A 25,152-nucleotide genomic window follows, 5' to 3' on the forward strand; every position below is an offset into this window, starting at 1 on the left:
CCGGGCGGTCACAGGCGGAAGCGGACCGCGTCCCCCGGGCGGAGCTGCGCGGCGCGGGCCAGATCGGCCGGGGACAGGACCGCGATGACGGGATAGCCGCCGGTCGGCGGGTGGTCGGCGAGGAAGACGATCGGCTGCCCGTCCGGCGGCACCTGCAGGGCCCCGGCGACCATGCCCTCACTCGGCAGCTCCCCGTCCCGGACCCGCTCCAGCGCCGCCCCGCGCAGCCGTACGCCGACCCGGTTGCTGTCCTGGCTCACCTCGTACGGCCCCGCGCACAGCGCGGCCGGCGCCCCCGGTGCGAACCAGTCGTCCCGGGGGCCGGGGATCAGGCGCAGGGGCCGCGACTCGGCGGGGCCGGGCGGGGCGGCGTCCACCGTGATCGGCGGCAGGCCGCGGACCGGGCCCACGGGCAGGACCAGACCGGGGGCGAGCGGGGCGGGGCCCAGGCCCGACAGCGAGTCCGTCGAGCGGCTGCCCAGGACCGGCGGCACGTCCACCCCGCCCCGGACCGCGAGATAGGTCCGCAGCCCGATCGCGGGCGTGCCCACGCCCATCTCCCCGCCCTCGGGGACCCAGAACGGCGCGCGCATGCCCGCCCTCGCGTCCCGGCGGCCGCCCTCCCCGGGGAGGAGCAGTTCGACGGGGCAGGGGGCTCCGGCGAGCGCGACCCACGCACCGGCGGAGAAGCGCAGCCGGCACCCGCCGAAGGTCAGCTCGATCCCGGCGGCGGCCTCGGGGTTGCCGACCAGGCGGTTGGCCAGCCGCAGGCTCGGCGCGTCGGCGGCGCCGGAGCTGGGCACCCCGAGGTGACCGTATCCGGGGCGGCCGAGATCCTGCACCGTGGCGTACGGCCCGGGCGCGATCACCTCGATCATGCGGCCGCCGGACGTGCCGGAACGCGGCCCGGCCCGCGGTGAGGCACGGAGCGTGCGCGCAGGAGCCGGGTGGCCGTCCGGGAGACGGGATGCGTCGGGGCAGACCGGGCGGCCGTCCGGGAGGCGTGGCGCGTCGGGGCAGACCGGGTGGTCCTGCGGATGGAGGGCGCCGGAGCGGGCCGGGCGATCATTCCGGGACCGCCCGGAAGCGTACGCGCGTGCCGGGGGTCAGCAGGGCGGGCGGGTCGGCGGTCACGTCCCACACCGGAAGCGGCGAGCGGCCCAGCAGCCGCCAGCCGCCCGGCGAGGCCGAGGGGTAGACCGCGGAGTACGGGCCGGCGATCGCCACCGCCCCGGCGGGCACCGAGGTCCGGGGCGTGGCCAGCCGCGGCACGTGGAGAACCGGGTCCAGGCCGGTGAGGTAGGCGAAGCCCGGGGCGAACCCCAGCCAGCCCGCCACCAGCTCCCGGCGCGTGTGCCGGTCGATCACCTCCGCCGGTGTCAGCCCGGTCAGCTCGGCCACCTCGGACAGGTCGGCGCCGTCGTAGACCACGGGGACCGTCACGGTCCGTTCCCGGGCGGCGGCCCGCGCGCCGGGGGCGCGCGCCGTACGGGCCAGGAGGGAAAGCGACGAGCGGAGCCCGGCCGGATCCGCGCCCGGCGCGACGACCAGCACGGTGGCGGGACCGGGGACGATCTCGGTCACCCCGGCCGGGCGGTCGGCCCGCAGCAGGGCGTCCAGCCGGTGCGAGACCTCCAGCGTCCCCGTCTCCACCAGCAGCCCGTGCTCTCCCGCCTGTCTGATCACAACCGCCGCCCCGGCCTCACGTGAACGCCTTGAGGGCCACCCCGGCCTCGGCCAGGCTCTCGCGGACGGCCCGCGCCAGCCGTACGGAACCGGGAGTGTCGCCGTGCACGCAGATCGAGCGGGCCTGCACCGGGACCTGGGAGCCGTCCACGGCGGTCACCACGTGGCCGGTCGCCATGCGCACGGCCCGTGCCGCCACCGTGCCGGGGTCGTGGAGCACCGCGCCCGGGGAGCGGCGGGGGACCAGCGCGCCGGCGGGAGTGTAGGCGCGGTCGGCGAACGCCTCGGTGACGGTGGCGATCCCCTCGCGGGCGGCGACCTCGTGGACGGCCGAGTCCGGCAGGGTGAGCACCGGCAGGCTCCGGTCGTAGTCGAGGACGGCCGACACGACCGCCTCCGCCTGCCCCGGGTCGCGGCAGATCCGGTTGTAGAGCGCGCCGTGCGGCTTGACGTAGGAGACCCGGCCGCCCATCGCCCTGGCGATGCCGTCCACCGCCGCCAGCTGGTAGAGGACCTCGGCGCACAGGTCCTCCGGATCCACCTCCATCTCGCGGCGGCCGAAGCCGGCCAGGTCCCGGTAGGAGACCTGGGCGCCGATGGCCACCCCCCGGTCGACCGCGGCCGCGCAGGTGCGGCGGATCGTGGCGGGGTCGCCCGCGTGGAACCCGCAGGCGACGTTGGCGCTGGTCACCACGTCGAGGAGCGCCTCGTCGTCGCCCAGCCGCCAGATGCCGAAGCCCTCGCCGAGGTCGGCGTTGAGGTCGATCTCCACATTGATCACCGTGCCTCGCCTATACCGGAGGTCCGTCGGGGATGTCGGCGATGTCGTCGAGGGCGATGGCGAGCTCCTCCGGGTCGTCGCCGATCCGCTCGGCGATCTCGATCAGCACGTGGAGCACCTCGTGCCGGTCGTGCCCGAGGTCCAGCAGCCGCTGGGCGGCCTCCCACAGCTGCGGCGGGTCGCCCTCCCACAGCCGCGCGGCGATCTCCTCGTGCCAGGCCAGGTGCTCGTCGTAGTCGAACCGGTCGCGGTCGTCCGCGTGGTCGATCTCCAGCAGGACCCTGCGGTCGGTCTCGTCGGAGGGGTTGAGCAGGTCCAGCTTGATCTCTCCGTGCATGCCCTGCAGGAAAGGGAAGGCGAAGACCCTCCGGGCCAGCGCCGACAGGTCGCCGTCCGGCAGCAGCCGCTCCACCAGGCGGCGGTCGAGGCCGAAGGTCGTCGGGTCGCGGTAGGTCTCGGCGAACTTCCCCGTCGCCTCCCAGACCCCGTCCAGGGTGGCGCGCAGCCCTTCCTCCGCCAGGCCGGTACGGCGCGCGGCGAAACGCGCCCAGGCGCCCAGGACGTGCGGCATCGCCTCCTGCTCGGCCGGGCTCAGCATCACCTTGCGCGGCAGCCAGTCGAGCAGGAACGTCTCGCACTTGGTCGGGCTGACCCGCAGCGGGCGGCCGAAGTCCTGCTCGCAGCCGTAGTCGATGATGTGGTCGGCGCAGCGGGAGGCGGCCGACGGGTCCGACAGGTGCTCGGCGGCGTCCGAGGAGAGGAACTCGGCGGCCAGCATCGCCCGGCGGTCGCGGCTGTAGGGGGCCTCGCTGTGCAGCGGGGCCGGACGCTTGCGGCCGGGCGGCAGCGCCTTGATCCGGGAGCGGGCGAAGGCGTGGTAGGCGCTGTAGCTGTCGCTGACCGGGGCGGTCGTCTTGCGGTCGCCGTACTCGGCCGTGGCCTTCATGGCCGACTCCAGCAGGGCCCTGGCCTGCTGCGGCTCGATCTCCTCGAAGCGGAGCAGCGGGTTGGCCTCGGCCTCCGCGCGCGCCTGGTCCAGCAACTTGTCCACCTGCGAGGAGACCCACGCGTCACGGGCGATGCCCCGCATGTTGTAGTCGACGACCACGACCAGCGCGTGCCGGTCCTCGCTGCTGTCGGAGCCCCGGTAGCCGAAGGTGCACACCACGGTGTCCTGGTCGCCGTAGGCGTCGCGGGAGACGTAGCAGCCGGTCGGCTTGACCACGCCCAGTCGGTCGGCCCAGCGGGGCCGGGCCACGCCGCGCTCCATGAGCGCCAGCGCCGCGCCCTCGGCCTTGGCGGCCTGACGCGCGGTGCCCAGGTAGGCCAGCGCGATCAGCAGGGTCAGCGCGGCCGGGGAGCCGGCCTTGGCGGCGTAGTCGACCAGTCCCTCGCCGAGGACCTGCTCGGCGTCCCCGCGCCGCAGCCGCCGCCCCCACCACGCCCCGACCATGTCGGAGACCATCAGCTCGGCGTCCAGCGGGCTGCGTACGGCCAGCAGTTCGCGGGCGGCCAGCAGCATCTCGGAGAAGACCTCGTCCGGCGCCTGGGTCTCCCGGGGGTCCCTGCGATGTCGGCGGCTCAAGCGGCTTCCTCCACCGGCCCTGCGAGCCCGGGTCTGTGAGGGGCGTCGTGCCCTGGGGCTCGCTCGCTCATTTCGACTCCTCCCTCTCGTGAACCGAAAGGGATTCCTGGCTCACGCCGCTCGATCGACCGGCGGACGATCAAGTCTTACGCGATCAGCACCAGCCGGGACGAGACCCGCCCGGACCAACATCATATGCGGGGAGCGCCCGTCCCTCGGGGGTACGGCTCCGCCGGTGGTGACATCACCCCTCCTCGAAGGGAGCAGCTTCTCACTCCCGGGGGAGGGAGACGACGGCCAAGCCTTGACCATCCAAGCACCAGAACCATAACAGGGAAGCGGTTCCCACGCCGGATAAAACCGGCCGCCCCGCCGGACGAACCTGGAGCTCCGCACGCCGGGCCCCTCGCCGGGAGCGCGCGACGGGCCTCCCTGGGGGCGGGCCGCGGAACCTCCCGGGGAACAGGCCGTGCGGCCTCTCGGGGAGCGGACCGCGCAGCCTCCCGGCGAGTCAGGGCGGAGCCTCTCGGGGAGCGGGCCGCGCAGCCTCCGGCCGGGGACGGGCCGAAGGCCGGTCCCGCGGGCGGCGACGGCCGGTTCGCGGTCCCGTCGCAGGTGGGACCGGTCACCGGCCGCCGGGGCGGGACCGGCCTTCGATCACGGCGCCGGCCGGTCGATCGTCTCCTACCGGAAGCCGCGCGGCGGCGGCGCGGAATTGACGATGGCCAGGAGATGTTCGCGGGCGACGCGCTCGACCACCTCGGGCGTGGCGTCGACGCCGAGATGCTCGGTGCAGGCGCGGACATCGGCCACACACCTGTCCACGGTGTCAAGAGGGACGGTGAGGAACTCGGCGGCCAGACGGGTGCTCACGGGCTCCTGCGTCGCCGTGGTGGCGCCGGTGAAGTGGATGGCGAGAGCGGGCATGGAGGTCACATTCCTCCCGGTTACCAGGGACATCGCCCCGGGTGGGCGGCGGGGACGTGCGCTTTCATTCCACAACGTATCGCGGTGGTGTCAAGACTCCGATGGGCGAGAGGGAAAGTTGACCCATATCTTGACTCAAGGCGGTATAGGGAAGGTAAATGGGTGTTCCGGAAGGGGCAGCCAAATCGGGCCCGAATCAGTAGCCTGATCTTGTCAGGGACGTCGGCGGAGGCGAGGTGGGCGATTGTCGGGACGGTCAGGCTCGATCCTGCTAGTGTCCTGGCCGCGAGCGCTCGAAGACGCCGAAGGTGAGCGCGCCGGTGGGGTGGGGGCGGTGAGTCAGATGGTTCTGGAACCCCCGTGGGGCGTCAGGCCCCGGTGCTGGGATCCCAGCGCGTTACCGTGGGCATCCCGGTCCCTGGGCTGGGCAGTTTCATCGCACTTTGGGCGGGACTTCCGCCCGTAGGTGCCCATCGCCGATGATGTAGGGCGGGGTCCGGTTCTCCGGAGCTCTGCTACGCCGAATTTCGCAAGTTTGGAGATGTGCCTCGTGGGAGACCCTGGCACGCGACGGAGGTGCCGACCATGAGCGCCGAAACCTCCGTGCCCCGTCCCCGGGAGTCGGGTGTGGACATCTCGGACTCCGGCCTGTTGCAGGGCCTGTTGTCGCAGTCGCCGTTCGCCTTCGCGTTCTTCGACCCCGCCGGTCGCTTCCAGCGGGTGAACGAGGTCTTCGCCGGGCTGGTGGGCCTGGCCGCCGAGCGGCTGGCCGGCCGTGATCCGGGCGAGATGCTCTCCGCCGACCTCACCGCCCTGATCACGGGCTCCGTCCGGTCCGTCGTGGAGGGCGCGCCGATCGAGGGGGACCAGCGGATCCGGGTGCGCACGGCGGGCGGTGACACCCGTCACTGGTCCCTGACCTTCTCGCCGGTCCACGACGACAAGGGCGCGCTGCGCGCGGTCTGCCTGGTCGGCGCGGACGTCACCGAGAGCAAGCAGGTCGAGGAGGACCTGCGGCGCAGCGAGGAGCGCTACCGCTCGCTCGTCGAGGCCCAGTCGCAGCTGGTGTGGATCACCGCGCCCAACGGCGGGATCCTGGAGGACGCGCCGCAGTGGCGGGCCATCACCGGCCAGGGGCTGGAGGACTACCTCGCCTACGGCTGGCTGGAGGCCGTCCACCCCGACGACCGTCCGCACACCGAGGACGCGTGGCGCGAGGCGCTGCGCGGGCGGACGATGTTCGAGTGGAGCTACCGCGTCCGGACCCGCGCCAGCGGCTACCGCCACTTCGAGGTCCGGGCCGTGCCGATCATCCGGCACGGCAAGGTGGTCGAGTGGGTCGGCGCGAACACCGACGTCACCCCGCAGCGTGAGGCCGAGGAGATGCGCGGCCGCCTGACCGACCAGCTCGGCGCCGCGGCCCTGCGCACGGCGCGGCTGCAGGGGGCCACGGCGATCCTCGCCGAGGCGCTCACGGTCGAGCAGGTCGTCCAGGTCATCATCGACGTGGGCCGTACGGCGCTGGCCGCCGACCGCTCGGCGGTGGCGCTGCTCGACGCCGACCGGGCCGTGCTGAAGCTGGTCAACGGCGGCGGCATCCCGGACGTCCCCGGCGCGCCCGGCGACGAGATCCCGCTCTCGCACTCCAGTGTGATGACCATGGCGGTCAACAGCCGCCGCCCGGTCTTCGCCGAGTCGCCCGAGAGCCTGCTGTCCCAGCTCGTGGACGCCGGCGGGGACGAGGAGGCCATCAGCGGGTTCATCGGCCACAGCGACGAGCGGGCGTGGGTGGGCCTTCCCCTGCTGGCCGCGGGACGGGCCCTGGGCGCGCTCCGGTTCTCCTTCACCCGCCCCCAGAAGATCTCCCAGGAGGACGGCGTCTTCCTGGAGGCCCTCGCCGGGCAGTGCGCCCTCGCTGTCGAGCGGGCCACCCTTTTCGAACGGGAGCACCGCACCGCCGAGACGCTCCAGCGCAGCCTGCTGCCCGATCGCCTGCCGGTGGTCCGGGGGCTGACGCTCGCCCAGCGCTTCCGCTCCGGCAGCCGTCACGTGCAGGTCGGCGGTGACTGGTACGACGCGTTCGTCCTGCAGGACGGCCGGGTCGCGGCGGTGGTGGGCGACGTCATGGGCAAGGGCGTCAAGGCGGCGGCCGGAATGGGCCGCATCCGCAACGCGATGCGCGCCCTGGCCCTGACCAACCCGCCGCCCGCGGCGGTCCTCACCGGCCTGGACCGGGTCTTCGAGGCCACCGAGGAGGAAGAGCAGGTCACCACCCTCGCCTACATGGTGGTCGAGCCGGGAACGGGGTAGGGCACGCTGGCGCTGGCCGGTCACCCGCCGCCCCTGCTGGTCTCACCCCAGGGCGTGCCGCTGCTGTGCGAGGGGGAGCCGGGCACCCCGCTCGGCTGGCCGGCGAGCCGCCGCCAGTTCCGGTTCTGCGTCCCGCCCGGCCACACCGCGGTCCTGTACTCGGACGGTCTGGTGGAGAACCGGAAGCGAGGGCTGGATGCCGGACTCGCCGAACTTTGCTCTGTTGTGACCGAAGCGCCTCCCGAAGTGGTGGGAAGTCCGCATATGCTGTTGGATTTCCTGGTAGATCGCATGCTGGCGGGGTATGAGCAGGATGATGACGTCACGGTGCTGGCAATTCATGTCCCTCCGACGACGAAGAGTGACTGAATGAAACAGTCATAAGGGTTGCTTTCGGGTATCGGTGCGCTCCTTCCGTACGCACTACTGTCTTCGTCGGCCTAGGGTGGAGAGCAACCGCCAGGAGGCGGCCGTATGGATCACGGTGTCATGCCAGAATGCTGGGCAGGTGCGTCGCGGTTCGCACGGCCTCGCTGACCACAACCTAGAGGCATCCGCCCCTAGCGGGCATCTGAGTCCATTCTCGTCTCGCTTTCCTTCGAGAGGTGTTCGTGTCGCCTGCAAGTTCGACTCGCTCGAAGCCATCCGAGCTGAACGAGCCCGTCATTCAGCAGCTGATGGAGCGGGGGCGCTCGCAGGGGTTCCTCGAGTCCGAGGATGTCCGCAAGGCCGTCGAGGAAGCGGACATCCCGATGGCGCAGGTCGCTGGGATCCTGCGCAGCCTCAGCAAAGAGGGCATCACCGTACGACTGACTGCTGAGGACTCCGCGGCCCCCAAGAAACGGCCCCAGGCCAAGCGCCGGACCGCCGCGCCCGCCGCTCCCGTCAAGAAGACCAAGACCGCCGCGGCGGCGGCAAAGGAGCCGCAGCCGGAGACCGTCACCGCGGTCGTCGGCGGCTCCGAGCCCGCGCCCGTGGCCAAGAAGCCGGTCCCCGGTCCGCCGAAGAAGGCAGCTCCGGCGAAGAAGCCGGTCCCCGGTCCGGAGGCCGTGGGAACCGGGCCTCAGCCCCCCGCCGCCGCGCCCAAGGCCGACTCCAAGCCGAAGGCGATCGACGCCGAGGACGAGGAGGAGATCGACCTCGAGGACGTCGAGCTGGAGGACTTCGACCTGGAGGCGGAGGCCGAGGAGGTCGAGGTCGAGGTCGAGGCCGAGCCGGAGGCCGACGAGGAGCCCAAGGCGGAGGCCGAGGCCGAGGCCGTCGTCGTCCAGAGCGACGACGAGGTCCTGATCCTCTCCGATGACGACGACGACGCCCCCGTGGCGCAGGTCGCCGCCGCCGGCGCCACCGCCGACCCGGTCAAGGACTACCTCAAGCAGATCGGCAAGGTCCCCCTGCTCAACGCCGAGCAGGAGGTCGAGCTCGCCAAGCGCATCGAGGCGGGCCTGTTCGCCGAGGAGCAGCTGGCCAACGACGGCGACAAGCTGCCGGTGGACGTCCGCGCCGAGCTGGAGTGGATCGCCGAGGACGGCCGCCGGGCCAAGAACCACCTGCTGGAGGCCAACCTCCGTCTGGTGGTCTCGCTGGCCAAGCGCTACACCGGCCGCGGCATGCTCTTCCTGGACCTGATCCAGGAGGGCAACCTGGGACTGATCCGCGCGGTGGAGAAGTTCGACTACACCAAGGGTTACAAGTTCTCCACCTATGCCACCTGGTGGATCCGGCAGGCGATCACCCGCGCCATGGCCGACCAGGCGCGGACCATCCGCATCCCGGTCCACATGGTGGAAGTGATCAACAAGCTGGCCCGCGTCCAGCGGCAGATGCTGCAGGACCTCGGCCGCGAGCCGACCCCCGAGGAGCTGGCCCGCGAGCTCGACATGACCCCCGAGAAGGTCATCGAGGTCCAGAAGTACGGCCGCGAGCCGATCTCCCTGCACACCCCGCTGGGTGAGGAGGGCGACAGCGAGTTCGGTGACCTCATCGAGGACTCCGAGGCGATCGTTCCTGCGGACGCGGTCAGCTTCACGCTCCTGCAGGAGCAGCTCCACTCCGTTCTGGACACGCTGTCCGAGCGCGAGGCGGGGGTCGTCTCCATGCGGTTCGGTCTCACCGACGGCCAGCCGAAGACCCTGGACGAGATCGGCAAGGTCTACGGGGTGACGCGCGAGCGCATCCGCCAGATCGAGTCGAAGACCATGTCCAAGCTCCGTCACCCGTCCCGGTCCCAGGTCCTGCGCGACTACCTGGACTAGGAACGGCCCCGCGCCCGTGCCGGTGATCCCGCCGGCGCGGAGGGCGGGACCCACGAGCAGCGCCGCCGAGCGGCCCGCGCCGTCCGGCGCGGGCCGCTCGCGGTTTCACGCGGTTCTCTCCGGTCGCGAGGGTTCTCGCGGAGCCGCGCTCTTCGGGGCACGTTCTGCGGGGGCGTGCTCTTTGAGGCACGCTCTGTGGGCTCGCGCCCTTCGAAGGCGTGCTCTTCGGGCGCGCGTTCTGCGGGGGCGCGCCCCACGCCCGCCGAGCGGGCGTGGCCGCGCTCGTCAGGCCGGCACGTCGAGGACCCACGGGCGCCTGCCGGACGGGGCGGGGCCGAGGCTGACCGTGTGGCCGAGGTCGTCGAGAACCTTGGCCAGCTCGTCCGGGGTCTGCGGGTCGGCGTCGCACTCCAGCAGGCGGCGGGCGACCGCGCCCCGGGTCGCCTTGGCCATGTGGCTGACGACCTTGCCGTCCTTGAGCACCCGCACCGCCACCGCCCGGCCGCCCGGCTGCCAGGCGGCGGCGTAGGTGCTGGAGCGCAGGTCGACCACCAGGCCGGGACGCGCGTCCAGGAGCGGGGTGATCGAGCGGCGCCAGAAGGCGCCCAGCCCGCCGAGCGGCGGCAGCTTCACGCCCATGGAGAGGCGGTACGGCGGGATCCGGTCGGTGATCCTGAGCAGCCCCCAGAGTCCGGAGAAGACGAGCAGGCTCTCCTCGGCCCGGGCGGCGGCGTGCGGGGACAGGGACGCCAGGCCGAGATTGTCGTAGAGCACCCCGGTGTAGAGCTCGCCGGCCGGCAGGGTGGCCGCCGTCCGCAGCCGCCGGTTCTTGGCGATCTCGTCGGCCTGGCCGTCCGAGAGACCGAGGACGGCCTGCGCCCGCGGGGTCTCGCACAGCGCGACCAGCGCGTCCAGGACGGTCTGGCGGGGCAGGGACGGGAAGCTCAAGGCGGACAGGTCGAGGGCGGGACCGTCGCCCGCCCCGGCCTTGCCCTCCGACGGAGGCAGCAGGATAAGCACGGTCTCCGAGCATAGGCGGTGCGCGAGAGCCCCCCGGTCCGCTCCGGCGCGGCCGCTTCCGCCGTACCGCGGGACAGGCTCGGCCCGGGCGGCCGTGGCGGGCGAGAAGGCCCGTGAGGCACGCTCTAGGATCTGCTGGTGTGATCGATGGGACGTTCGACCGGCTGGTCGACCGGGCATGGCCGGCGTTCGAGCGGGTGGAACGGGACGGCTGGACGCTGCGGACCGCGGACGGGGTGACCAAGCGGGCCAACTCCGTGCTTCCGCTCGGGGCGCCGGCCGACCCGGAGGCGGCGGTGGGCCGGGCGGAGGAGTTCTACGCCTCGCGGGGGCAGCCGTGCGTGTTCTCCATCGGCCGGGGCGCCACCGCGGGGCTGGACGCCCTGCTTGATGCGCGCGGCTACCGGCTGGTCGACCCCACACTGGTGATGACCGCGCCGCTGGCGGGAGCCGTGGCGGACCGCTCCGAGGGCGGCGCGGACGGCGAGAGCCCCGGGACGGAGGTCCGGTTCGCGACGGCGCCCGGGCGGGAGTGGATGGACGTCTGGTGGAGTGTGGACGGCAGGTACGGCCCGGGCCGGGACACGGTCATGCGGATCCTCACCGGTGTGCCCGCCGTCTACGCCTCCCTGGACGGCGAGGCCGTGGGCCGGGGAGTCTCGCAGGGGGAGTGGTTCGGGGTCTACTGCATGGCCACGCTGCCGCACGCGCGGCGCCGCGGTCACGCGGGGCGACTGCTGGACGCCCTGCTCTCACACGGGCGAGAACAGGGCGCGGAGCAGGCATATTTGGTCGTGGTGGAGGCGAACACCGCCGCCCGGTCGCTCTACGAGCGGCTGGGCTTCACGGTGGCGGGCCGATATCACTATCGGATCCGCGGCTGACCTCTACCGTTCGGTCATCTCTCGTCGCTTGGCGCGACCGCGGGAGTGGCGCTGAGGCGCGCCGACTCGTCCTGGATGTCGGCGCCCTTGTCACGCAGCACGGCCACGTGCTGACGCCCGTGGTGAGCGCAGAACAGCAGCTCCCCACCGACGGGAAGGGTCGCGCGGATGTAGGCCTGGGCGCCACACCGGTCACAACGGTCCGTGGCCTTCAGGGGCTTGGCGGGGGCGAGGGCTCCAGTCACGTATCGCCTTTCGGGTCATCCCCGGGGTAGGGGATCTGGCGTCAGTCACTTGAGACAACATCTAACCGGATACGGGCGTTCCCAACCGACCCATGAGTACGCCGAGAGCGGAATGTATCTCTTGGTGATGGGAATCGCGCCCGATGTAACGCTGACAGGGCCCTGATGGCAAGCTATGACGCGCCACATCGGGAAGAACGGTAGGCTGCGCACAAGTGTTCGAGCAGAGGGAGTGGGTGTGACCGCAGTTAGCACGGAGACGGGTTATACGGCTCGTCATCTGTCGGTTCTGGAGGGTCTCGAGGCCGTCCGCAAGCGCCCGGGCATGTACATCGGGTCCACCGACAGCCGCGGTCTCATGCACTGCCTGTGGGAGATCGTGGACAACGGCGTCGACGAGGCGCTGGCGGGCCACTGCGATCGCATCGAGGTCGAGCTGCACGCCGACGGCTCGATCGAGGTCCGCGACAACGGCCGCGGCATCCCCGTGGACATCGAGCCGAAGACCGGCCTGGCCGGCGTGGAGCTCGTCTACACCAAGCTCCACGCGGGCGGGAAGTTCGGCGGCGGCTCCTACGCCGCCTCCGGCGGCCTGCACGGCGTCGGCGCCTCCGTGGTCAACGCCCTGTCCTCCCGGCTGGACGTCGAGGTCGACCGCGACGGCCGGATCCACGAGATCAGCTTCCGCCGGGGCGTCCCCGGCGTCTTCGACGGCGACGGCCCCACCGCCAAGTTCAAGAAGAAGTCCGGCCTGCGCGACGGCGGCCCGCTGGCCCGCAGGGGCACCGGCACCCGCGTGCGGTTCTGGGCCGACCGGCAGATCTTCCTGAAAGAGGCGGAGGTCTCCCTCGACGAGATCCACGTCCGGCTGCGCCAGACCGCGTTCCTGGTCCCCGGCCTCACCCTGACCGTGCGCGACAGCCGCGGCGAGGAGCCCGTGGAGGAGGAGTTCCGCTTCGACGGCGGAATCTCCGAGTTCACCGACTTCCTCGCCCGCGACGAGGCCCTCTGCGACGTGCTGCGGCTGCAGGGCGTCGGCCACTTCCACGAGACCGTGCCGGTCCTGGACGACCTGGGGCACATGCACTCCACCGAGGTCCAGCGCGAGCTCACCGTGGACGTCGCGCTGCGCTGGGGCAAGGGCTACGACACCACCGTGCGCTCCTTCGTCAACGTGATCGCCACCCCCAAGGGCGGCACCCACGTCAACGGCTTCGAGCGGGCCATGGTCCGCACGGTCAACGAGCAGCTGCGCGAGACCCGCCTGCTCAAGAACGGCGACGCCCCGGTCACCCGGGACGACATCTTCGAGGGCCTCACCGCCGTGGTGACCGTGCGGGTGCCCGAGCCGCAGTTCGAGGGGCAGACCAAGGAGGTCCTGGGCACCTCGGCGGCCAGCCGGATCGTCTCCCACGTGGTCTCCAGGGAGCTCAAGGAGCTGTTCACCAACCCCTCGCGCACGCTCAAGCCGCAGCTGCGCGCGGCGCTGGAGAAGATCGTCGCGGCGGCCAAGGCGCGCATCGCCGCCCGTGAGCACCGCGACAACCAGCGGCGCAAGACCGCGCTGGAGAACTCGGCGCTCCCCGCCAAGCTGGTCGACTGCCGCAGCGACGACGTGGACCGCAGCGAGCTGTTCATCGTCGAGGGCGACTCGGCGCTGGGCACCGCCCGCGCCGCCCGCGACTCGGAGTTCCAGGCCCTGCTGCCGATCCGCGGCAAGATCTTGAACGTGCAGAAGGCCTCGGTCTCCGACATGCTCAAGAACGCCGAGTGCGCCGCGATCATCCAGGTCATCGGGGCCGGCTCGGGCCGGTCGTTCGACATCGAGGCCGCCCGGTACGGCAAGGTCATCCTGATGGCCGACGCCGACGTCGACGGCGCGCACATCCGCTGTCTCCTGCTCACCCTCTTCCACCGCTACATGCGTCCGCTGGTGGAGGCGGGGCGCGTCTTCGCCGCCGTCCCGCCGCTGCACCGGATCGAGATCACCAATCCGGGCCGGGGCCAGGCGAAATACGTCTACTGCTACTCCGACGCCGAGCTGCACCGGGTCCTGCGCGACCTGGAGCGCCGCGGCAAGCGCTGGAAGGATCCGGTCCAGCGCTACAAGGGTCTGGGCGAGATGGACGCCGACCAGCTGGCGGAGACGACGATGGAGCCCCGCCACCGCACCCTGCGCCGGGTCCGGATCGAAGACGTCGAGGCGGCCGAGCACATCTTCAACCTGCTCATGGGCAGCGACGTGGCCCCGCGCCGGGAGTTCATCGTCAGCAGCGCGGCCGAGGTCGACCGCGACCACATCGACGCCTAGAGCGCACCTTACGGATCTCCGCGCCGGCGGTGATCCGCATGGTGCGGCCACAGGACGCGCCCCGGATCCCGGCTGTCGTACGGCAGGCGGAAGACCCGGGAGACGCGCTCCAGGCGGACGTCGTTCTCGGAGAAGACGCGCTCCAGGCGGACGTCGCCCCCGAGAGAGGCGTGCTTCAGACGGACGTCGCCCCTGGGAGAGGCGCACTCCGGGCGAATGTCGCTTCCAGGGCGGGCGCACCGGTTCAGAGCAGGGGCGCCGATCTCCATGGCTGCGCCTGCCGCCGGGGCGCCAGTGGCTCTTGCCCCGGTGCCCCGGCGGTGGACGGCTCACGGGCCGCCGGCCCCGGCGGCGTCAGTTGCCGGTCTGGTCGTCGACGGGGGCGTTGGCATTGGCCTTGACGGCCTCGATGCCCTTCAACGCGCCGGCCTTCGTCGTGTACGACTCGCTGGTGGCGATGATCTCACCGTTGCCGGCCACCAGGTTGAAACGGAATCCCGCAGAGGTCTTCTTCACCACGTACCGCGCTGCCACGAGACAACTCCTTGCCGAGAATTGACCGGATGATTGCGTCTGCCCGTTCCCGGCACGGGCGCCGGTATTCCTCTGGCTTGCCAGACCCTGTCCCCGGAGGGGTGCGCCCGGCGGATCGCGTGGCCGCGGCGGGGGTGCGATCCGCCGGGTCCACGCGATCCCCCAGGCGCGTGGCCGCGGTGGGGACGGCGCGGCGGCCGTCCGGCGGTCACCGTACGGCCGGAGCCGTCACAGCTCGACGGGGAGGATTTTCCCGGTGCGCACGTCGTAGATGGCCCCGCCCACGGGCATGTCCTGCGGGAGGAACGGGCTGGTCCTGATCCGGACCAGGTCGTGCCGGAGGGCGGCGTCCTGGTCGGGGACGGTGTGGAACTCCAGGCTGCGGGTGTCCACCCCCCGTTCGGCGGCGAGGCGGTGCACGTCGTCGTCGGTGACCTTCGCCATCCCGCAGTCGGTGTGCGGCATGACCAGCACCCGGCTCACGTTCAACAGAGTGACCGCCAGGACGAGGGTGCGCAGGACGTCGTCGGTGACCCGGGCCCCCGCGTTGCGCAGGATCTTGGCGTCGCCCGGCTTCAGGCCGAACACCCCCAGCGGGTCGATGCGGGAGTCCATGCACGTGACGATGGCCAGCCCCTGGGCCGCTCTCCCGGTCAGCTCCGCGTCGGTGAACGTGGCGGAGAACTCCTCGTTGGCGGCCAGCAGGTCGTCGAAGGCGGTCACCTGATACACCTCTCGGTCAGCGGAATCATCGGGTTAATGATCCCTCATGCCCGTTTCGTAGATATTTCCGGGGGGCCACCGGCGGCCAAGTTACAGAAGATCGCGCGATCATCGCTCGCTATAGGTAATGATGCCGTGACGCAAAGCAATCACATGGAGAGAGTCATGAGCAGGAGCGAATCCCTGGCCGGCTATCTGCGCGAACAGGCCAGAAGGAAGCTGGACCGGGTGGAGGTCCGCGACAGGGGGCGCAACGCGCGTTCGGCGCTCGCGCTGCTCGACGCGACCGCCTATGTCGAGACGCTGGCCGACGACGACCCGTTCCTGGAGGCGCTGGCGGCGGCGGGACGCTTCGGCCCGCATGGTTTCGGCGATTTCCAGCCCGGTGATGAGATCGCCAAACTGGTGCGCTTCTGGGAGACCGGAGAGCCCAGGCAGTTGCTCACCGAGATCACCTCCCTTCTTCAGGGTTCGCCGGTCTGAACGGCCGCCTTCGGTCTGAACGGCCGCCTCCGGTTTGAACGGCCGCCTCCGGTTTGAACGGCCGCCCGGGGCGTCGGACGCCGCCTCGGCGGTCGCGATCCTGACGCATGTCCGCGCGGGGTCGGGGCAGTTTCCTGGCGAATCGATCGGAACACCGTCATCATCTGTTTGATGGTGTCTCGCGTGGGAGGAATCATGGGAATCGCCCGGATGCGATCCGTCGTCATCGACTGCCCCGACCCGAAGCGCCTGGCCGACTTCTACAGCGCCCTCGTCGGCTGGGAGATCACCAGCGTCGAGGACGACTGGGTGGTGGTCACCGACGGGACGGGGCGCCTCTGCTTCCAGCTGGCGGCCGACCACCAGCGGCCCGACTGGCCCAACCCGGACCGGCCGCAGCAGTTCCACCTCGATGTGACCGTGGACGACCTGGACAGGGCCGAGGCCGAGGTGCTGGCCATCGGCGCGGTCAAGCACGAGCACCAGCCCAGCGAGGACGGCGAATTCCGGGTCTACCTCGACCCCGCCGGTCACCCCTTCTGCCTCTGTCTGCCCTGAGGTCACCCCGGAACGTCCTGAGGTCACCCCGGAACGTCCTGAGGTCACCCCAGGACGCCCTGAGACCGCCCCGGAACGCCTTGAGCCGCATCCCGAGGGGCTGAGTCGTGCCCTGAGGGGCTGAGGTGCATCCGAGGGGTATTTGGTCCTCCCGGGCCGGAACCGCACTCAGGGGGCGCGTGGCCGCTTCCTGGGCCGGGTTGCGGCTTGGAGCCCACGTCGCCTCGCGGGGCCCGCTTCGCACGTCTTCTCGCCTGCCGCGGCCGCCCGATCGGCGGTCACGGCGAAGATCTGTGAGGCGGCCCCGGCGGAGGGCGTCGTCCCCCGCTATTCCTCGCTCTCCCCGGCGGACCTGGGCTCGCCGGCGGGCACGTGGACGGTCGTTCCCAGGGCGCCGCCCACCGCGGCCACGGTGTGGGTGAGGCGGAGGCCGGAGCCGTCGCGGCGGCCGAGCTCATCCGGGAGCGGGACCGGCTTGCCGGTGGCCGAGACGGCGCGGGCCGGGCCGGGGCCGGCCCAGGCGAGCAGCAGCACGTCTTCGCCCTTGAGGAACCGCTGGGCGCGCACGCCGCCGGTGGCACGGCCCTTGGGCGGGTATTCGGCGTAGTCGGAGATCTTCGCCCCGCCGATCTGAGTGCCGGGCAGGGCGGTGGAGGATCCGGCGATCGTCACGACCCGGGACTCCAGGGCCGGGTCCACGGCGCCGAACCAGATGACCCGGGCCGAGTCGTCCAGCCGGACTCCGGCCATGCCGCCCGCCGGGCGGCCCTGCGGCCGGACGACGGAGGCGGAATACCGCAGGAGCTGCGCGTCGGAGGTGATGAAGACCAGGTCGTGGTCTTCGGAGGTCAGCTCCACCGCGCCGACCACGGTGTCGCCGTCCTTGAGCCCGATGACCTCGAACTCGTCGCGGTTGGGCGGGTAGTCGGGCACGACCCGCTTGACCACGCCCTGCGCGGTGCCCAGCGCCAGGCCGGGCCCGTCGGGATCGAGGGACCCGATGCCCACGACCGTCTCGCCGGGGTTCAGCGTGACGTACTCGGAGATCGGGTGGCCGCCGGACAGCGACGGCAGGCCGGTCGCCGGCGGCAGCGTCGGCAGGTCGACCACCTGGACGCGGATCATCCGGCCCTCGCTGGTGACCGCGCCGATCTCGCCCCGCACGGTGCTCCGCACCACCGAGACCAGCACGTCGTGGGTCGTGCGCCTGCCCTCGCCCGGGAGCGGGGTGGCGTCGGCCGTGCGGGCCAGCAGGCCGGTGGAGGAGAACAGCACCAGGCACGGGTCGTCGGCCACCTCCAGCTCCAGCGGGGCCGCCGTCTTCTTCGTGACCCCCGAGGCCTCCACCAGGACCGTGCGGCGGGGGGTGCCGTAGGTCTTGGAGACCTGCGCGAGCTCGCTGGAGACGACCTTGCGCAGCTGGTTCTCGGAGGACAGGATCTCGGTCAGCTCGGCGATCTCGTCGAGCAGGGTCTGCTTCTCCCGGTCGAGCTCCAGCTTGTCGTAGCGGGTCAGGCGGCGCAGCGGGGTGTCGAGGATGTAGTTGGCCTGGATCTCCGAGAGCTCGAAGGTCTCCATCAGGCCCTGGCGGGCCTGGGCCGAGTCGTCGGAGGCGCGGATGAGCCGGATGACCTCGTCGATGCTGAGCAGGGCGATGATGAGGCCCTCGACGAGGTGGAGCCGGTCCTCCCGCTTGCGGCGGCGGTGCGCCGAGCGGCGGCGGACCACGTCGAGGCGGTGGTCCACGTAGACCTGGAGCAGCTCGCGCAGGCCCAGCGTGCGCGGCTCGCCGTCGACCAGGGCCACGTTGTTGATGCCGAAGCTCTCCTCCATCGGCGTCAGCCGGTAGAGCTCCTCCAGCACGGCCTCGGGGATGAAGCCGTTCTTGATCTCGATGACCAGGCGCAGGCCCCGGTGCCGGTCGCTGAGGTCCTTCAGGTCGGAGATGCCCTGGAGTTTCTTGGCGGTGACCAGCTCGCGGATCTTGGTGACCACCCGCTCGGGGCCGACGTTGAACGGCAGCTCGGTGACGATGATGCCCTTGCGGCGGGGGCTGACCTGCTCGATCGAGCACGTGGCGCGCATCCGGAAGGTGCCCCGGCCGCGCGCGTAGGCGTCGCGGACGCCGTCCAGCCCCATGATCATGCCGCCGGTGGGCAGGTCGGGGCCGGGGACGAACTGCATCAGCTCGTCGAGCGTGGCGTCCGGCTTCTTGATCAGGTGGCGGGCGGCGGCGACCACCTCGGCGAGGTTGTGCGGCGCCATGTTCGTGGCCATGCCGACCGCGATGCCGGTGGCCCCGTTGACCAGCAGGTTCGGGAACGCCGACGGCATGACCGTGGGCTCGGTCTCCTGGCCGTCGTAGTTGGGCTTGAAGTCGACGGTGTCCTCGTCGATCGACTCCACCATGGCCATGGCCGAGGCGGCCAGGCGGGCCTCGGTGTAGCGCATCGCGGCGGGAAGGTCGTCGGGGGAGCCGAAGTTGCCGTGCCCGTCGACCACCGGCAACCGCATCGAGAACGGCTGCGCCATGCGGACCAGCGCGTCGTAGATGGCGGTGTCGCCGTGCGGGTGGAGCTTGCCCATGACGTCGCCGACGACCCGCGACGACTTGACGTGTCCCCGGTCGGGCCGCAGGCCCATCTCGCTCATCGAGTAGAGGATGCGGCGCTGCACCGGCTTGAGACCGTCGCGGGCGTCGGGCAGCGCGCGCTGGTAGATCACCGAGTATGCGTATTCCAGGAAGCTGGTGCGCATCTCCGCGGACACGTCGATATCGACGATCCGCTCCTCGAAGTCCTCGTCAGGCGGGGGTGTGGTCGTCCGTCGGGCCATGTCGAACATTCTGCCGAAGTCTGGGGGGTGCCCGCGACTTCACCGTGGTGACGGACCGTTATGTGGGGATATGGGGTGGCGGTTGACCGGCGGATACGGCGATTCGCGACCGGAGGCGGATGATCTCCGCGGTGGGCGCGGGCCCCCGGTCGTCATGCGGACGGTCCCCGCGGCGGGCGTGGCTCCCCGGCCGCCGTGTCGTCATGAGCCGGCGCGCGGGCCGGCGCCGGGCCAGGGGCCGGGGGTGACGCCCTCGTCCTCGTCGCCGGGCACGTTGAGCCTGCTGTCGTAGATCCGGAACCCGCGTGCCTGGTAGGCCGGGAGCGCCGCCGGGCCGTCGAGGGAACAGGTGTGCAGCCAGACCCGGCGGGTCGGCTCGCGGTCGGGGCGGCGTTCGGCCAGATCCCAGGCGCGGGCCGCGCAGAACTCCAGCAGGCGCCCGCCCGCGCCCTTGCCGATCGCCCAGTGCATGAGGCCGAACGAGGCCACCTCGACCGCCGCGCCGTCCTGCGGGACCAGCTCGGCGTATCCGGCGGGCGTGCCGCGGTGGTAGGCCACCCAGGTCTCCACGCCGCGGCCGAGCCACTCGCTCCACTCCCGCCAGGTCCACGGCAGCCGCTCCGTCCACTGCCAGTCGCCGCCGACGGCGGTGTAGAGGAAGCGGTTGAGCTCGGGGGAGGGGATCTCGGCGCGGACGATGTCCAGCTCGATCGCCGAAGGCTTGGCGGGGATCAGATCGGCGGGGGAGGTCTGCTCGAGATACCAGGTGGTGACGTCCATAGTGGCCCTCATGAAACCACGGCCCGAAGGTCTCACCGGGCGGAGGGGTGGGTGGTTTATCACTAATATCCCGCCATGCTGAGACGAGCGATGATGACGATCACGGCGGCCCTCCTTGCGGGGACGCTGGCGGGCTGCGGAATCGCCGGAGGCGTCCTGGCGGAGATGGCCGACCCGGCGGTGATCACCGCCGATGCGCCGTTCAGGGGGTCGCCCGCGGAGAAGTTCGCCGACGGCGCCGCGGGGATCGCGGTTCCCGAGGCCGAGGCCGTGGGGAGCTTCTCCGCCGAGGACGTCCGTTCGGCCCTGGAGACCAGCAGCCGCCTGCTGCAGGCCGCCTACCTCGACCGGCAGACGCTGCTCGGCGGGAAGCCGGACGCCTACGCCGCGCTGCTCGATCCGGAGCAGCGCAAGGGTTTCCTGAAGGACCTCGATCACAAGGACCCGGAGAAGGACACCCGGGGGTGGGTCAACAGCTTCGCGCCGGGGACGACGGAGCTGGTCGGCGACGTGATCAAGGTTCAGGGGAGGCTGACCCCCGTGGCCGCCAAGGACGCGGACGGCGAACCGGAGCTGAGGGTGGACTACGAGGCCCGTTTCGTCTACGCCGTACGGCCCGCCGGCAAGCAGGAGCCGATCGTCAGGGTGATGACCTACGTCAAGGCGCATCACCTGTTCTGGCGGGACAGGCCCGGGGGCAAGCTCCGGAACTGGGATGGCGAGACGGCGAACGCGTGGAGCGCCGGGATCCGGTGCGACTCCACCGGCGCCTTCCTGCAGCCCGACTTCACCTTGCAGGAGGGAGGGGACGGTCCGGTGACGGACGCCTACGACGGTGAGTCGGCCCCGATGAAGGAAGGGGAGTGCGGGTCGGTCGAGGAGATCTGATGGCCCCCGCTCGGGCTCGTCCCTCTGACCTCCTTCCGGCGACACGCCGCGTCCGGCTCCACGGGGCGGTACGGCGACGGCACGGCGGTGCGGTCTCCGCCGGTCTATTGCCGCTCATGTCGTGACACGGCATGATCAACACCGGATCTTTCCGTACCTTCCCCCCTGACGGAGCAGCCGTGTCCGACGACAGTCAGCATTCCGCGCCCGACCTGGGAATGGGCCGCCCGCACCCCGCCCGGATCTACGACTACCTGCTCGGCGGCAAGGACAACTTCCCGCCGGACCGCGCCGCCGCGGAGCAGGGGCTGGCCGCCGCCCCGGACGTCAGGGACATCGCGCTGGCCAACCGGCGCTTCCTGGTGCGCGTGGTGCGCCACCTGGCGGGGCTGGGGGTGCGCCAGTTCCTCGACGTCGGGACCGGGTTCCCGACCAGTCCCAACGTGCACGAGATCGCGGGGGAGGACTCCCGGGTCGTCTACGTGGACATCGATCCGGTGGTCGTCAATCACGGCAGGGCGCTGCTGGCCAAGCGCGCGGGCGTGCGCATGCTCGAGGGGGATCTGCGTGAGCCCGAGGCGGTCCTCGCCGAGGCGGGGGAACTGCTCGATCTGGGCGAGCCGGTGGCCCTGCTGGTCGTCTCGGTGACGCACAACGTCACCGACGCGGAGGATCCGGCGGGGATCCTCGCCCGTTACATGAAGGCGCTGGCCCCCGGCAGCTACCTGGCCGTCTCGCAGATGGCCTCCGACGTCAGCCCCGAGCGTTCGGCGGCGCTCGCCGACGTCGCCGCCCGGCAGAGGACGACGCTGCTGCCGCGCACCCACGCGGAGGTGCTGAGCCAGTTCGGCGGCCTGGAGCTGCTGGAGCCGGGACTGGTCCAGGTGCCGCTCTGGCACCCGGACGAGCAGGAGAAGGGCGTGGACCTGTCGCGCGTGTGGACCTACGGCGGTGTGGCGCTGAAGGCGTGACCGCCCGCCGGCTCCCGGCGGGCCGCCGGGTTCTGACGATCTGCCGGGCTCCGGCGCTCCGCAGGATCTGACGGTCCGCCGAGCTCTGACACTCCGCCAGGCCCGGCGCTCCACCGGGCCCCGGCAGTCCGCAAGCCCCGGCGCCCCGTCGGGCGCCGGGGCTTGCGCATGCGGGGAGCCCCCGGCCCACGCGGAGATTCTCTCCTGCGAGTGACCCACGTCACTCTCTTCCGGGACGCGGTTCGGGCATATGCTTGACCAAGCGGTTGCTTGATTGGCGCGGTCGGGCTCCGCTTGGGACAACGGGTCACGCGCGGCCTGGCCGCCTCCGTGACCGGCATGCGGCCACCGATGGAGGAGCGTCCGGACATGATCGAGTTCAAGCAGGTGACCAAGCACATCGGCGCCGAGGTGAGTGGCGTCGACCTGCGCAAACCGCTGTCGCAGGGCGAGGTCGACGAGATCCGCCAGGGCTGGCTGAAGCACAAGGTCCTGTTCTTCAGGGACCAGCAGATCACCGACGAGGAGCACATCCGCTTCGCCGAGAACTTCGGCACGATCAACCACCCGGCCTTCAAGAAGGACAGCGGCTCCGCCATCCACGTCCTCGACCAGATCGACCCCAAGGGCGAGGGCGGCGACGAGTGGCACAGCGACAACACCTTCGAGCCGATCCCGCCGATGGGATCGCTGCTGCGCTGCGTCCAGCTGCCCAGCGTCGGCGGCGACACCCTCTGGGCCAACGCCTGCATGGCCTACGAGGCGCTCTCCCCGTCCATCCAGCGGCTCTGCGACGAGCTCACCGCCATCCACGACATCACCGCCTCGATGAAGAAGGCCATCTCCAAGGGGCACGACTTCGACCTGGCCGAGATCCAGGCCAAGTGGCCGCCGATCGAGCGGCCCGTCGTGCGCGTGCACGCCGAGACCGGGCTCAAGGCGCTGTTCGTCAACCGCGCCTCCACCACCAGGCTCGTCCAGCTCAACGACCGGGAGAACGAGGCGCTGCTGCCGTACCTGATCGACCACATCCGCTCCCCCGAGTTCCAGGTCCGGCTCAACTGGCGTCCGGGCACCCTGGCCTTCTGGGACAACCGGGGCACCCAGCACTACGCGGTGGCCGACTACACCGAACGGCGCCGCATGCACCGCGTCACCATCAACGCCTTCCCCGAGCACCTGGACCCCGAGTACCGGACCAGCTGAAATCCGGCGGCGGGGCGAAACGTCACCGGGACCTGATAACAAGGACCGGTGAGCGAAGAGCTGATGCTGCGGGAAGAGGCCGAGGAGCGGCTGCGCGCGCTCGCCGGAGAGCACGCCAGGCTGCGCGAGGACCAGTGGTCTGCCATCAAGGCGCTGGTCATGGACCGGCGCAGGGTGCTGGTGGTGCAGCGCACGGGCTGGGGCAAGTCGGCGGTCTACTTCGTGGCCACCGCGCTCCTGCGCGAGCTGGGCGAGGGGCCGACGGTCATCGTCTCGCCCCTGCTGGCGCTGATGCGCAACCAGATCGCCGCCGCCGAGCGCGCCGGGATCCACGCGGTCACCGTCAACTCGGCCAACCCCGAGGAGTGGGAGGAGATCTACGGGCAGGTCGCCGACGGCCTGGTCGACGTGCTGCTGGTCAGCCCCGAGCGGCTCAACAACCCCGACTTCCGTGACCAGGTCCTGCCCGCGCTCGCCGAGAGCGCGGGCCTGGTCGTGGTGGACGAGGCGCACTGCATCTCCGACTGGGGCCACGACTTCCGCCCCGACTACCGGCGGCTGCGCACGCTCTTCGAGAACCTCCCCGAGGGCGTGCCGATCCTGGCGACCACCGCGACCGCCAACGCCCGCGTCACCCACGACGTCGCCGAACAGCTCGGCGAGGAGACGCTCGTCCTGCGCGGGCCGCTGGAGCGCGAGAGCCTCCACCTGAGCGTCGTACGGCTGCGCGGCGCCGAGCAGCGTCTGGCCTGGCTCGCCCGCACCCTGCACGAGCTGCCCGGCTCCGGGATCGTCTACACCCTCACCGTGGCCGCCGCCCAGGAGATCGCCGCCTACCTGCGGGAGCAGGGGCACGAGGTGGCCGCCTACTCCGGCCAGACCGAGCAGGCCGAGCGGCTCGCCGCCGAGCAGGCCCTGCTGGACAACAAGATCAAGGCTCTCGTCGCCACCTCCGCGCTGGGCATGGGCTTCGACAAGCCCGACCTCGGGTTCGTGGTCCACGTCGGCGCCCCGCAGTCCCCGGTCGCCTACTACCAGCAGGTCGGCCGGGCCGGGCGCGGGGTCGAGCGGGCCGAGGTGATCCTGCTGCCCGGCGCCGAAGACCGCGAGATCTGGGCCTACTTCGCCTCACTGGCCTTCCCGCCGGAGCCGGTCGTGCGGAGCGTGCTGGACGCGCTGGCCGAGGGCGGGGTGATGTCCACCGCCGCCCTGGAGAGCCGGGTCGACCTCAGCCGCACCCGCCTGGAGAGCATGCTCAAAGTCCTCGACGTGGACGGCGCGGTCCGCCGGGTCCGGGGCGGCTGGGAGGCCACCGGCGAGGAGTGGGTCTACGACGCCGACCGCTACGCCAGGGTCGCGGCCGAGCGCGAGGCCGAGCAGAAGGCCATGCTCGACTACCTCGGCACCACCGGCTGCCGCGAGGAGTTCCTCCGCCGCCTGCTGGACGACGAGTCGGCCGCGCCCTGCGGACGCTGCGACAACTGCACCGGCGTGCACCGCTCGCCCGAGGTCGAGGCGGACGCGGTCGAGCGCGCGTCCCAGAGCCTGCACCGGCCCGGCGTGGAGATCGAGACCCGCAAGCAGTGGCCCATCGGGCTGAGCGACCTCAAGGGACGGATCAAGCCGGAGCTGGGCGCCGAGCCCGGCCGGGCGCTGGGCCGCCTCACCGACATCGGGTGGGGCAACCGCCTGCGCGGCCTGCTCGCCGACGGCGCCCCCGACGGCCCGGTCCCCGACGACGTGTTCGCCGCCGTGGTCACGGTGCTGTCGTCCTGGGAGTGGGAGCAGCGCCCGGTCGCCGTGGTCGGGGTGCCCTCGGCCGCCCGCCCCCAGCTGGTCCGCAGCCTGGCCGAGCGGCTGTCCCAGGTGGGCCGCCTGTCCTACCTGGGCGACCTGGGCTACCGGTCGGGGCCGCCCGCCCGGCGCTTCAACAGCGCCCAGCGGGTCCAGGCCGTCCGGGGCACCCTCGCCATGCCCGCCGCCCTGGGCCCGGCGGTCGCCGCGGCCGGCGGCCCGGTCCTGCTGGTGGACGACCGCGTCGACACGGGCTGGACGATGACCCTCGGAGCCGCCCTGCTCCGCCACGCCGGCGCCCCCGCCGTGCTGCCGCTGGCCCTGGCGGTGACGAGCTGACCGCCGAGCCGCCGGGCCCGCCCGACACTTCGGCCGC

The 25,152-nt window shown here is 71.9% G+C and carries 20 protein-coding genes and 1 pseudogene; 10 read left to right on the forward strand and 11 right to left on the reverse strand.

Annotated elements, in window-relative coordinates:
- Positions 1–8 precede the first annotated feature (8 nt).
- The 5 genes from Plo01_RS13845 to Plo01_RS13865 all read right to left on the reverse strand — a co-directional run bounded on the left by Plo01_RS13845 (position 9) and on the right by Plo01_RS13865 (position 4,979).
- Positions 9–878 carry a 5-oxoprolinase subunit C family protein gene (locus Plo01_RS13845; protein WP_203890975.1) on the reverse strand — a complete coding sequence of 290 codons (870 nt, stop codon included), beginning with the start codon at positions 876–878 and terminating at the stop codon, positions 9–11.
- 187 nt (positions 879–1,065) lie between these two features.
- On the reverse strand, positions 1,066–1,686 hold the full coding sequence (locus Plo01_RS13850; RefSeq protein ID WP_203890976.1) for a 5-oxoprolinase subunit B family protein: 621 nt from the start codon (positions 1,684–1,686) through the stop codon (positions 1,066–1,068).
- Between the two features lie 16 nt (positions 1,687–1,702).
- Positions 1,703–2,458, reverse strand: a complete 756-nt coding sequence (locus tag Plo01_RS13855) for a LamB/YcsF family protein (RefSeq protein ID WP_203891010.1) — start codon at positions 2,456–2,458, stop codon at positions 1,703–1,705.
- Between the two features lie 19 nt (positions 2,459–2,477).
- Complete coding sequence (locus Plo01_RS13860) at positions 2,478–3,989, reverse strand: hypothetical protein (RefSeq protein ID WP_239316296.1); 1,512 nt, start codon at positions 3,987–3,989, stop codon at positions 2,478–2,480.
- Positions 3,990–4,736: 747 nt separating this feature from the next.
- Positions 4,737–4,979, reverse strand: a complete 243-nt coding sequence (locus Plo01_RS13865) for a hypothetical protein (RefSeq protein WP_203890978.1) — start codon at positions 4,977–4,979, stop codon at positions 4,737–4,739.
- A gap of 585 nt (positions 4,980–5,564) precedes the next feature.
- On the opposite strand from Plo01_RS13865, the pseudogene Plo01_RS13870 reads away from it, so the two are divergent.
- Positions 5,565–7,658: pseudogene (locus Plo01_RS13870) on the forward strand (SpoIIE family protein phosphatase).
- A 242-nt stretch (positions 7,659–7,900) separates the two neighbouring features.
- Positions 7,901–9,544 (forward strand): RNA polymerase sigma factor, encoded by a 1,644-nt coding sequence (locus tag Plo01_RS13875; RefSeq protein WP_203890979.1) that lies wholly within the window; start codon positions 7,901–7,903, stop codon positions 9,542–9,544.
- Positions 9,545–9,829: 285 nt separating this feature from the next.
- Here Plo01_RS13875 and Plo01_RS13880 read toward each other — a convergent pair whose 3' ends face one another.
- Positions 9,830–10,564, reverse strand: a complete 735-nt coding sequence (locus Plo01_RS13880) for a YaaA family protein (protein ID WP_203890980.1) — start codon at positions 10,562–10,564, stop codon at positions 9,830–9,832.
- A 140-nt stretch (positions 10,565–10,704) separates the two neighbouring features.
- Between Plo01_RS13880 and Plo01_RS13885 the strand changes: the two genes are divergently transcribed.
- On the forward strand, positions 10,705–11,448 hold the full coding sequence (locus Plo01_RS13885) for a GNAT family N-acetyltransferase (RefSeq protein ID WP_203890981.1): 744 nt from the start codon (positions 10,705–10,707) through the stop codon (positions 11,446–11,448).
- A 14-nt stretch (positions 11,449–11,462) separates the two neighbouring features.
- On the opposite strand, the gene Plo01_RS13890 is transcribed toward Plo01_RS13885, so the two are convergent.
- Positions 11,463–11,693, reverse strand: coding sequence for a DUF7455 domain-containing protein (locus tag Plo01_RS13890; RefSeq protein ID WP_203890982.1), 231 nt, complete (start codon positions 11,691–11,693; stop codon positions 11,463–11,465).
- Positions 11,694–11,931: 238 nt separating this feature from the next.
- On the opposite strand from Plo01_RS13890, the gene Plo01_RS13895 reads away from it, so the two are divergent.
- Positions 11,932–14,004, forward strand: a complete 2,073-nt coding sequence (locus Plo01_RS13895) for a DNA gyrase/topoisomerase IV subunit B (protein ID WP_203890983.1) — start codon at positions 11,932–11,934, stop codon at positions 14,002–14,004.
- A gap of 354 nt (positions 14,005–14,358) precedes the next feature.
- On the opposite strand, the gene Plo01_RS13900 is transcribed toward Plo01_RS13895, so the two are convergent.
- Together Plo01_RS13900 and Plo01_RS13905 are read right to left on the reverse strand one after the other, a co-directional pair.
- The gene (locus Plo01_RS13900; protein WP_203890984.1) at positions 14,359–14,538 is read right to left on the reverse strand and encodes a YegP family protein; all 180 of its coding nucleotides are present in this window, start codon (positions 14,536–14,538) and stop codon (positions 14,359–14,361) included.
- A gap of 228 nt (positions 14,539–14,766) precedes the next feature.
- Positions 14,767–15,261 carry a beta-class carbonic anhydrase gene (locus tag Plo01_RS13905; protein ID WP_203890985.1) on the reverse strand — a complete coding sequence of 165 codons (495 nt, stop codon included), beginning with the start codon at positions 15,259–15,261 and terminating at the stop codon, positions 14,767–14,769.
- A gap of 165 nt (positions 15,262–15,426) precedes the next feature.
- Here Plo01_RS13905 and Plo01_RS13910 point away from each other — a divergent pair, with 165 nt between their 5' ends.
- Both Plo01_RS13910 and Plo01_RS13915 read left to right on the forward strand, forming a co-directional pair.
- Positions 15,427–15,744: a hypothetical protein gene (locus Plo01_RS13910; protein ID WP_203890986.1), complete on the forward strand. Its 318-nt coding sequence runs from the start codon at positions 15,427–15,429 to the stop codon at positions 15,742–15,744.
- Positions 15,745–15,939: 195 nt separating this feature from the next.
- A complete protein-coding gene (locus Plo01_RS13915; RefSeq protein ID WP_203890987.1) occupies positions 15,940–16,302 on the forward strand; it encodes a VOC family protein in 363 nt (120 codons plus the stop codon).
- A 327-nt stretch (positions 16,303–16,629) separates the two neighbouring features.
- Here Plo01_RS13915 and Plo01_RS13920 read toward each other — a convergent pair whose 3' ends face one another.
- Together Plo01_RS13920 and Plo01_RS13925 are read right to left on the reverse strand one after the other, a co-directional pair.
- The gene (locus Plo01_RS13920) at positions 16,630–19,137 is read right to left on the reverse strand and encodes a DNA gyrase/topoisomerase IV subunit A (RefSeq protein ID WP_203890988.1); all 2,508 of its coding nucleotides are present in this window, start codon (positions 19,135–19,137) and stop codon (positions 16,630–16,632) included.
- Between the two features lie 201 nt (positions 19,138–19,338).
- Positions 19,339–19,917: a GNAT family N-acetyltransferase gene (locus Plo01_RS13925; RefSeq protein WP_203890989.1), complete on the reverse strand. Its 579-nt coding sequence runs from the start codon at positions 19,915–19,917 to the stop codon at positions 19,339–19,341.
- Between the two features lie 75 nt (positions 19,918–19,992).
- Between Plo01_RS13925 and Plo01_RS13930 the strand changes: the two genes are divergently transcribed.
- The 4 genes from Plo01_RS13930 to Plo01_RS13945 all read left to right on the forward strand — a co-directional run bounded on the left by Plo01_RS13930 (position 19,993) and on the right by Plo01_RS13945 (position 25,115).
- Entirely contained in the window at positions 19,993–20,805 is an 813-nt protein-coding gene (locus Plo01_RS13930; RefSeq protein WP_203890990.1) for a hypothetical protein, read from the forward strand.
- Positions 20,806–20,984: 179 nt separating this feature from the next.
- Positions 20,985–21,776, forward strand: a complete 792-nt coding sequence (locus Plo01_RS13935; protein WP_203890991.1) for an SAM-dependent methyltransferase — start codon at positions 20,985–20,987, stop codon at positions 21,774–21,776.
- Between the two features lie 369 nt (positions 21,777–22,145).
- Entirely contained in the window at positions 22,146–22,982 is an 837-nt protein-coding gene (locus Plo01_RS13940; RefSeq protein WP_203890992.1) for a TauD/TfdA dioxygenase family protein, read from the forward strand.
- 63 nt (positions 22,983–23,045) lie between these two features.
- Positions 23,046–25,115, forward strand: a complete 2,070-nt coding sequence (locus tag Plo01_RS13945) for a RecQ family ATP-dependent DNA helicase (protein ID WP_203891011.1) — start codon at positions 23,046–23,048, stop codon at positions 25,113–25,115.
- Positions 25,116–25,152 lie beyond the last annotated feature (37 nt).

Origin of the sequence: Planobispora longispora (genome assembly GCF_016863135.1) — a bacterium.
GTDB classification, from domain to species: Bacteria; Actinomycetota; Actinomycetes; order Streptosporangiales; family Streptosporangiaceae; genus Planobispora; species Planobispora longispora.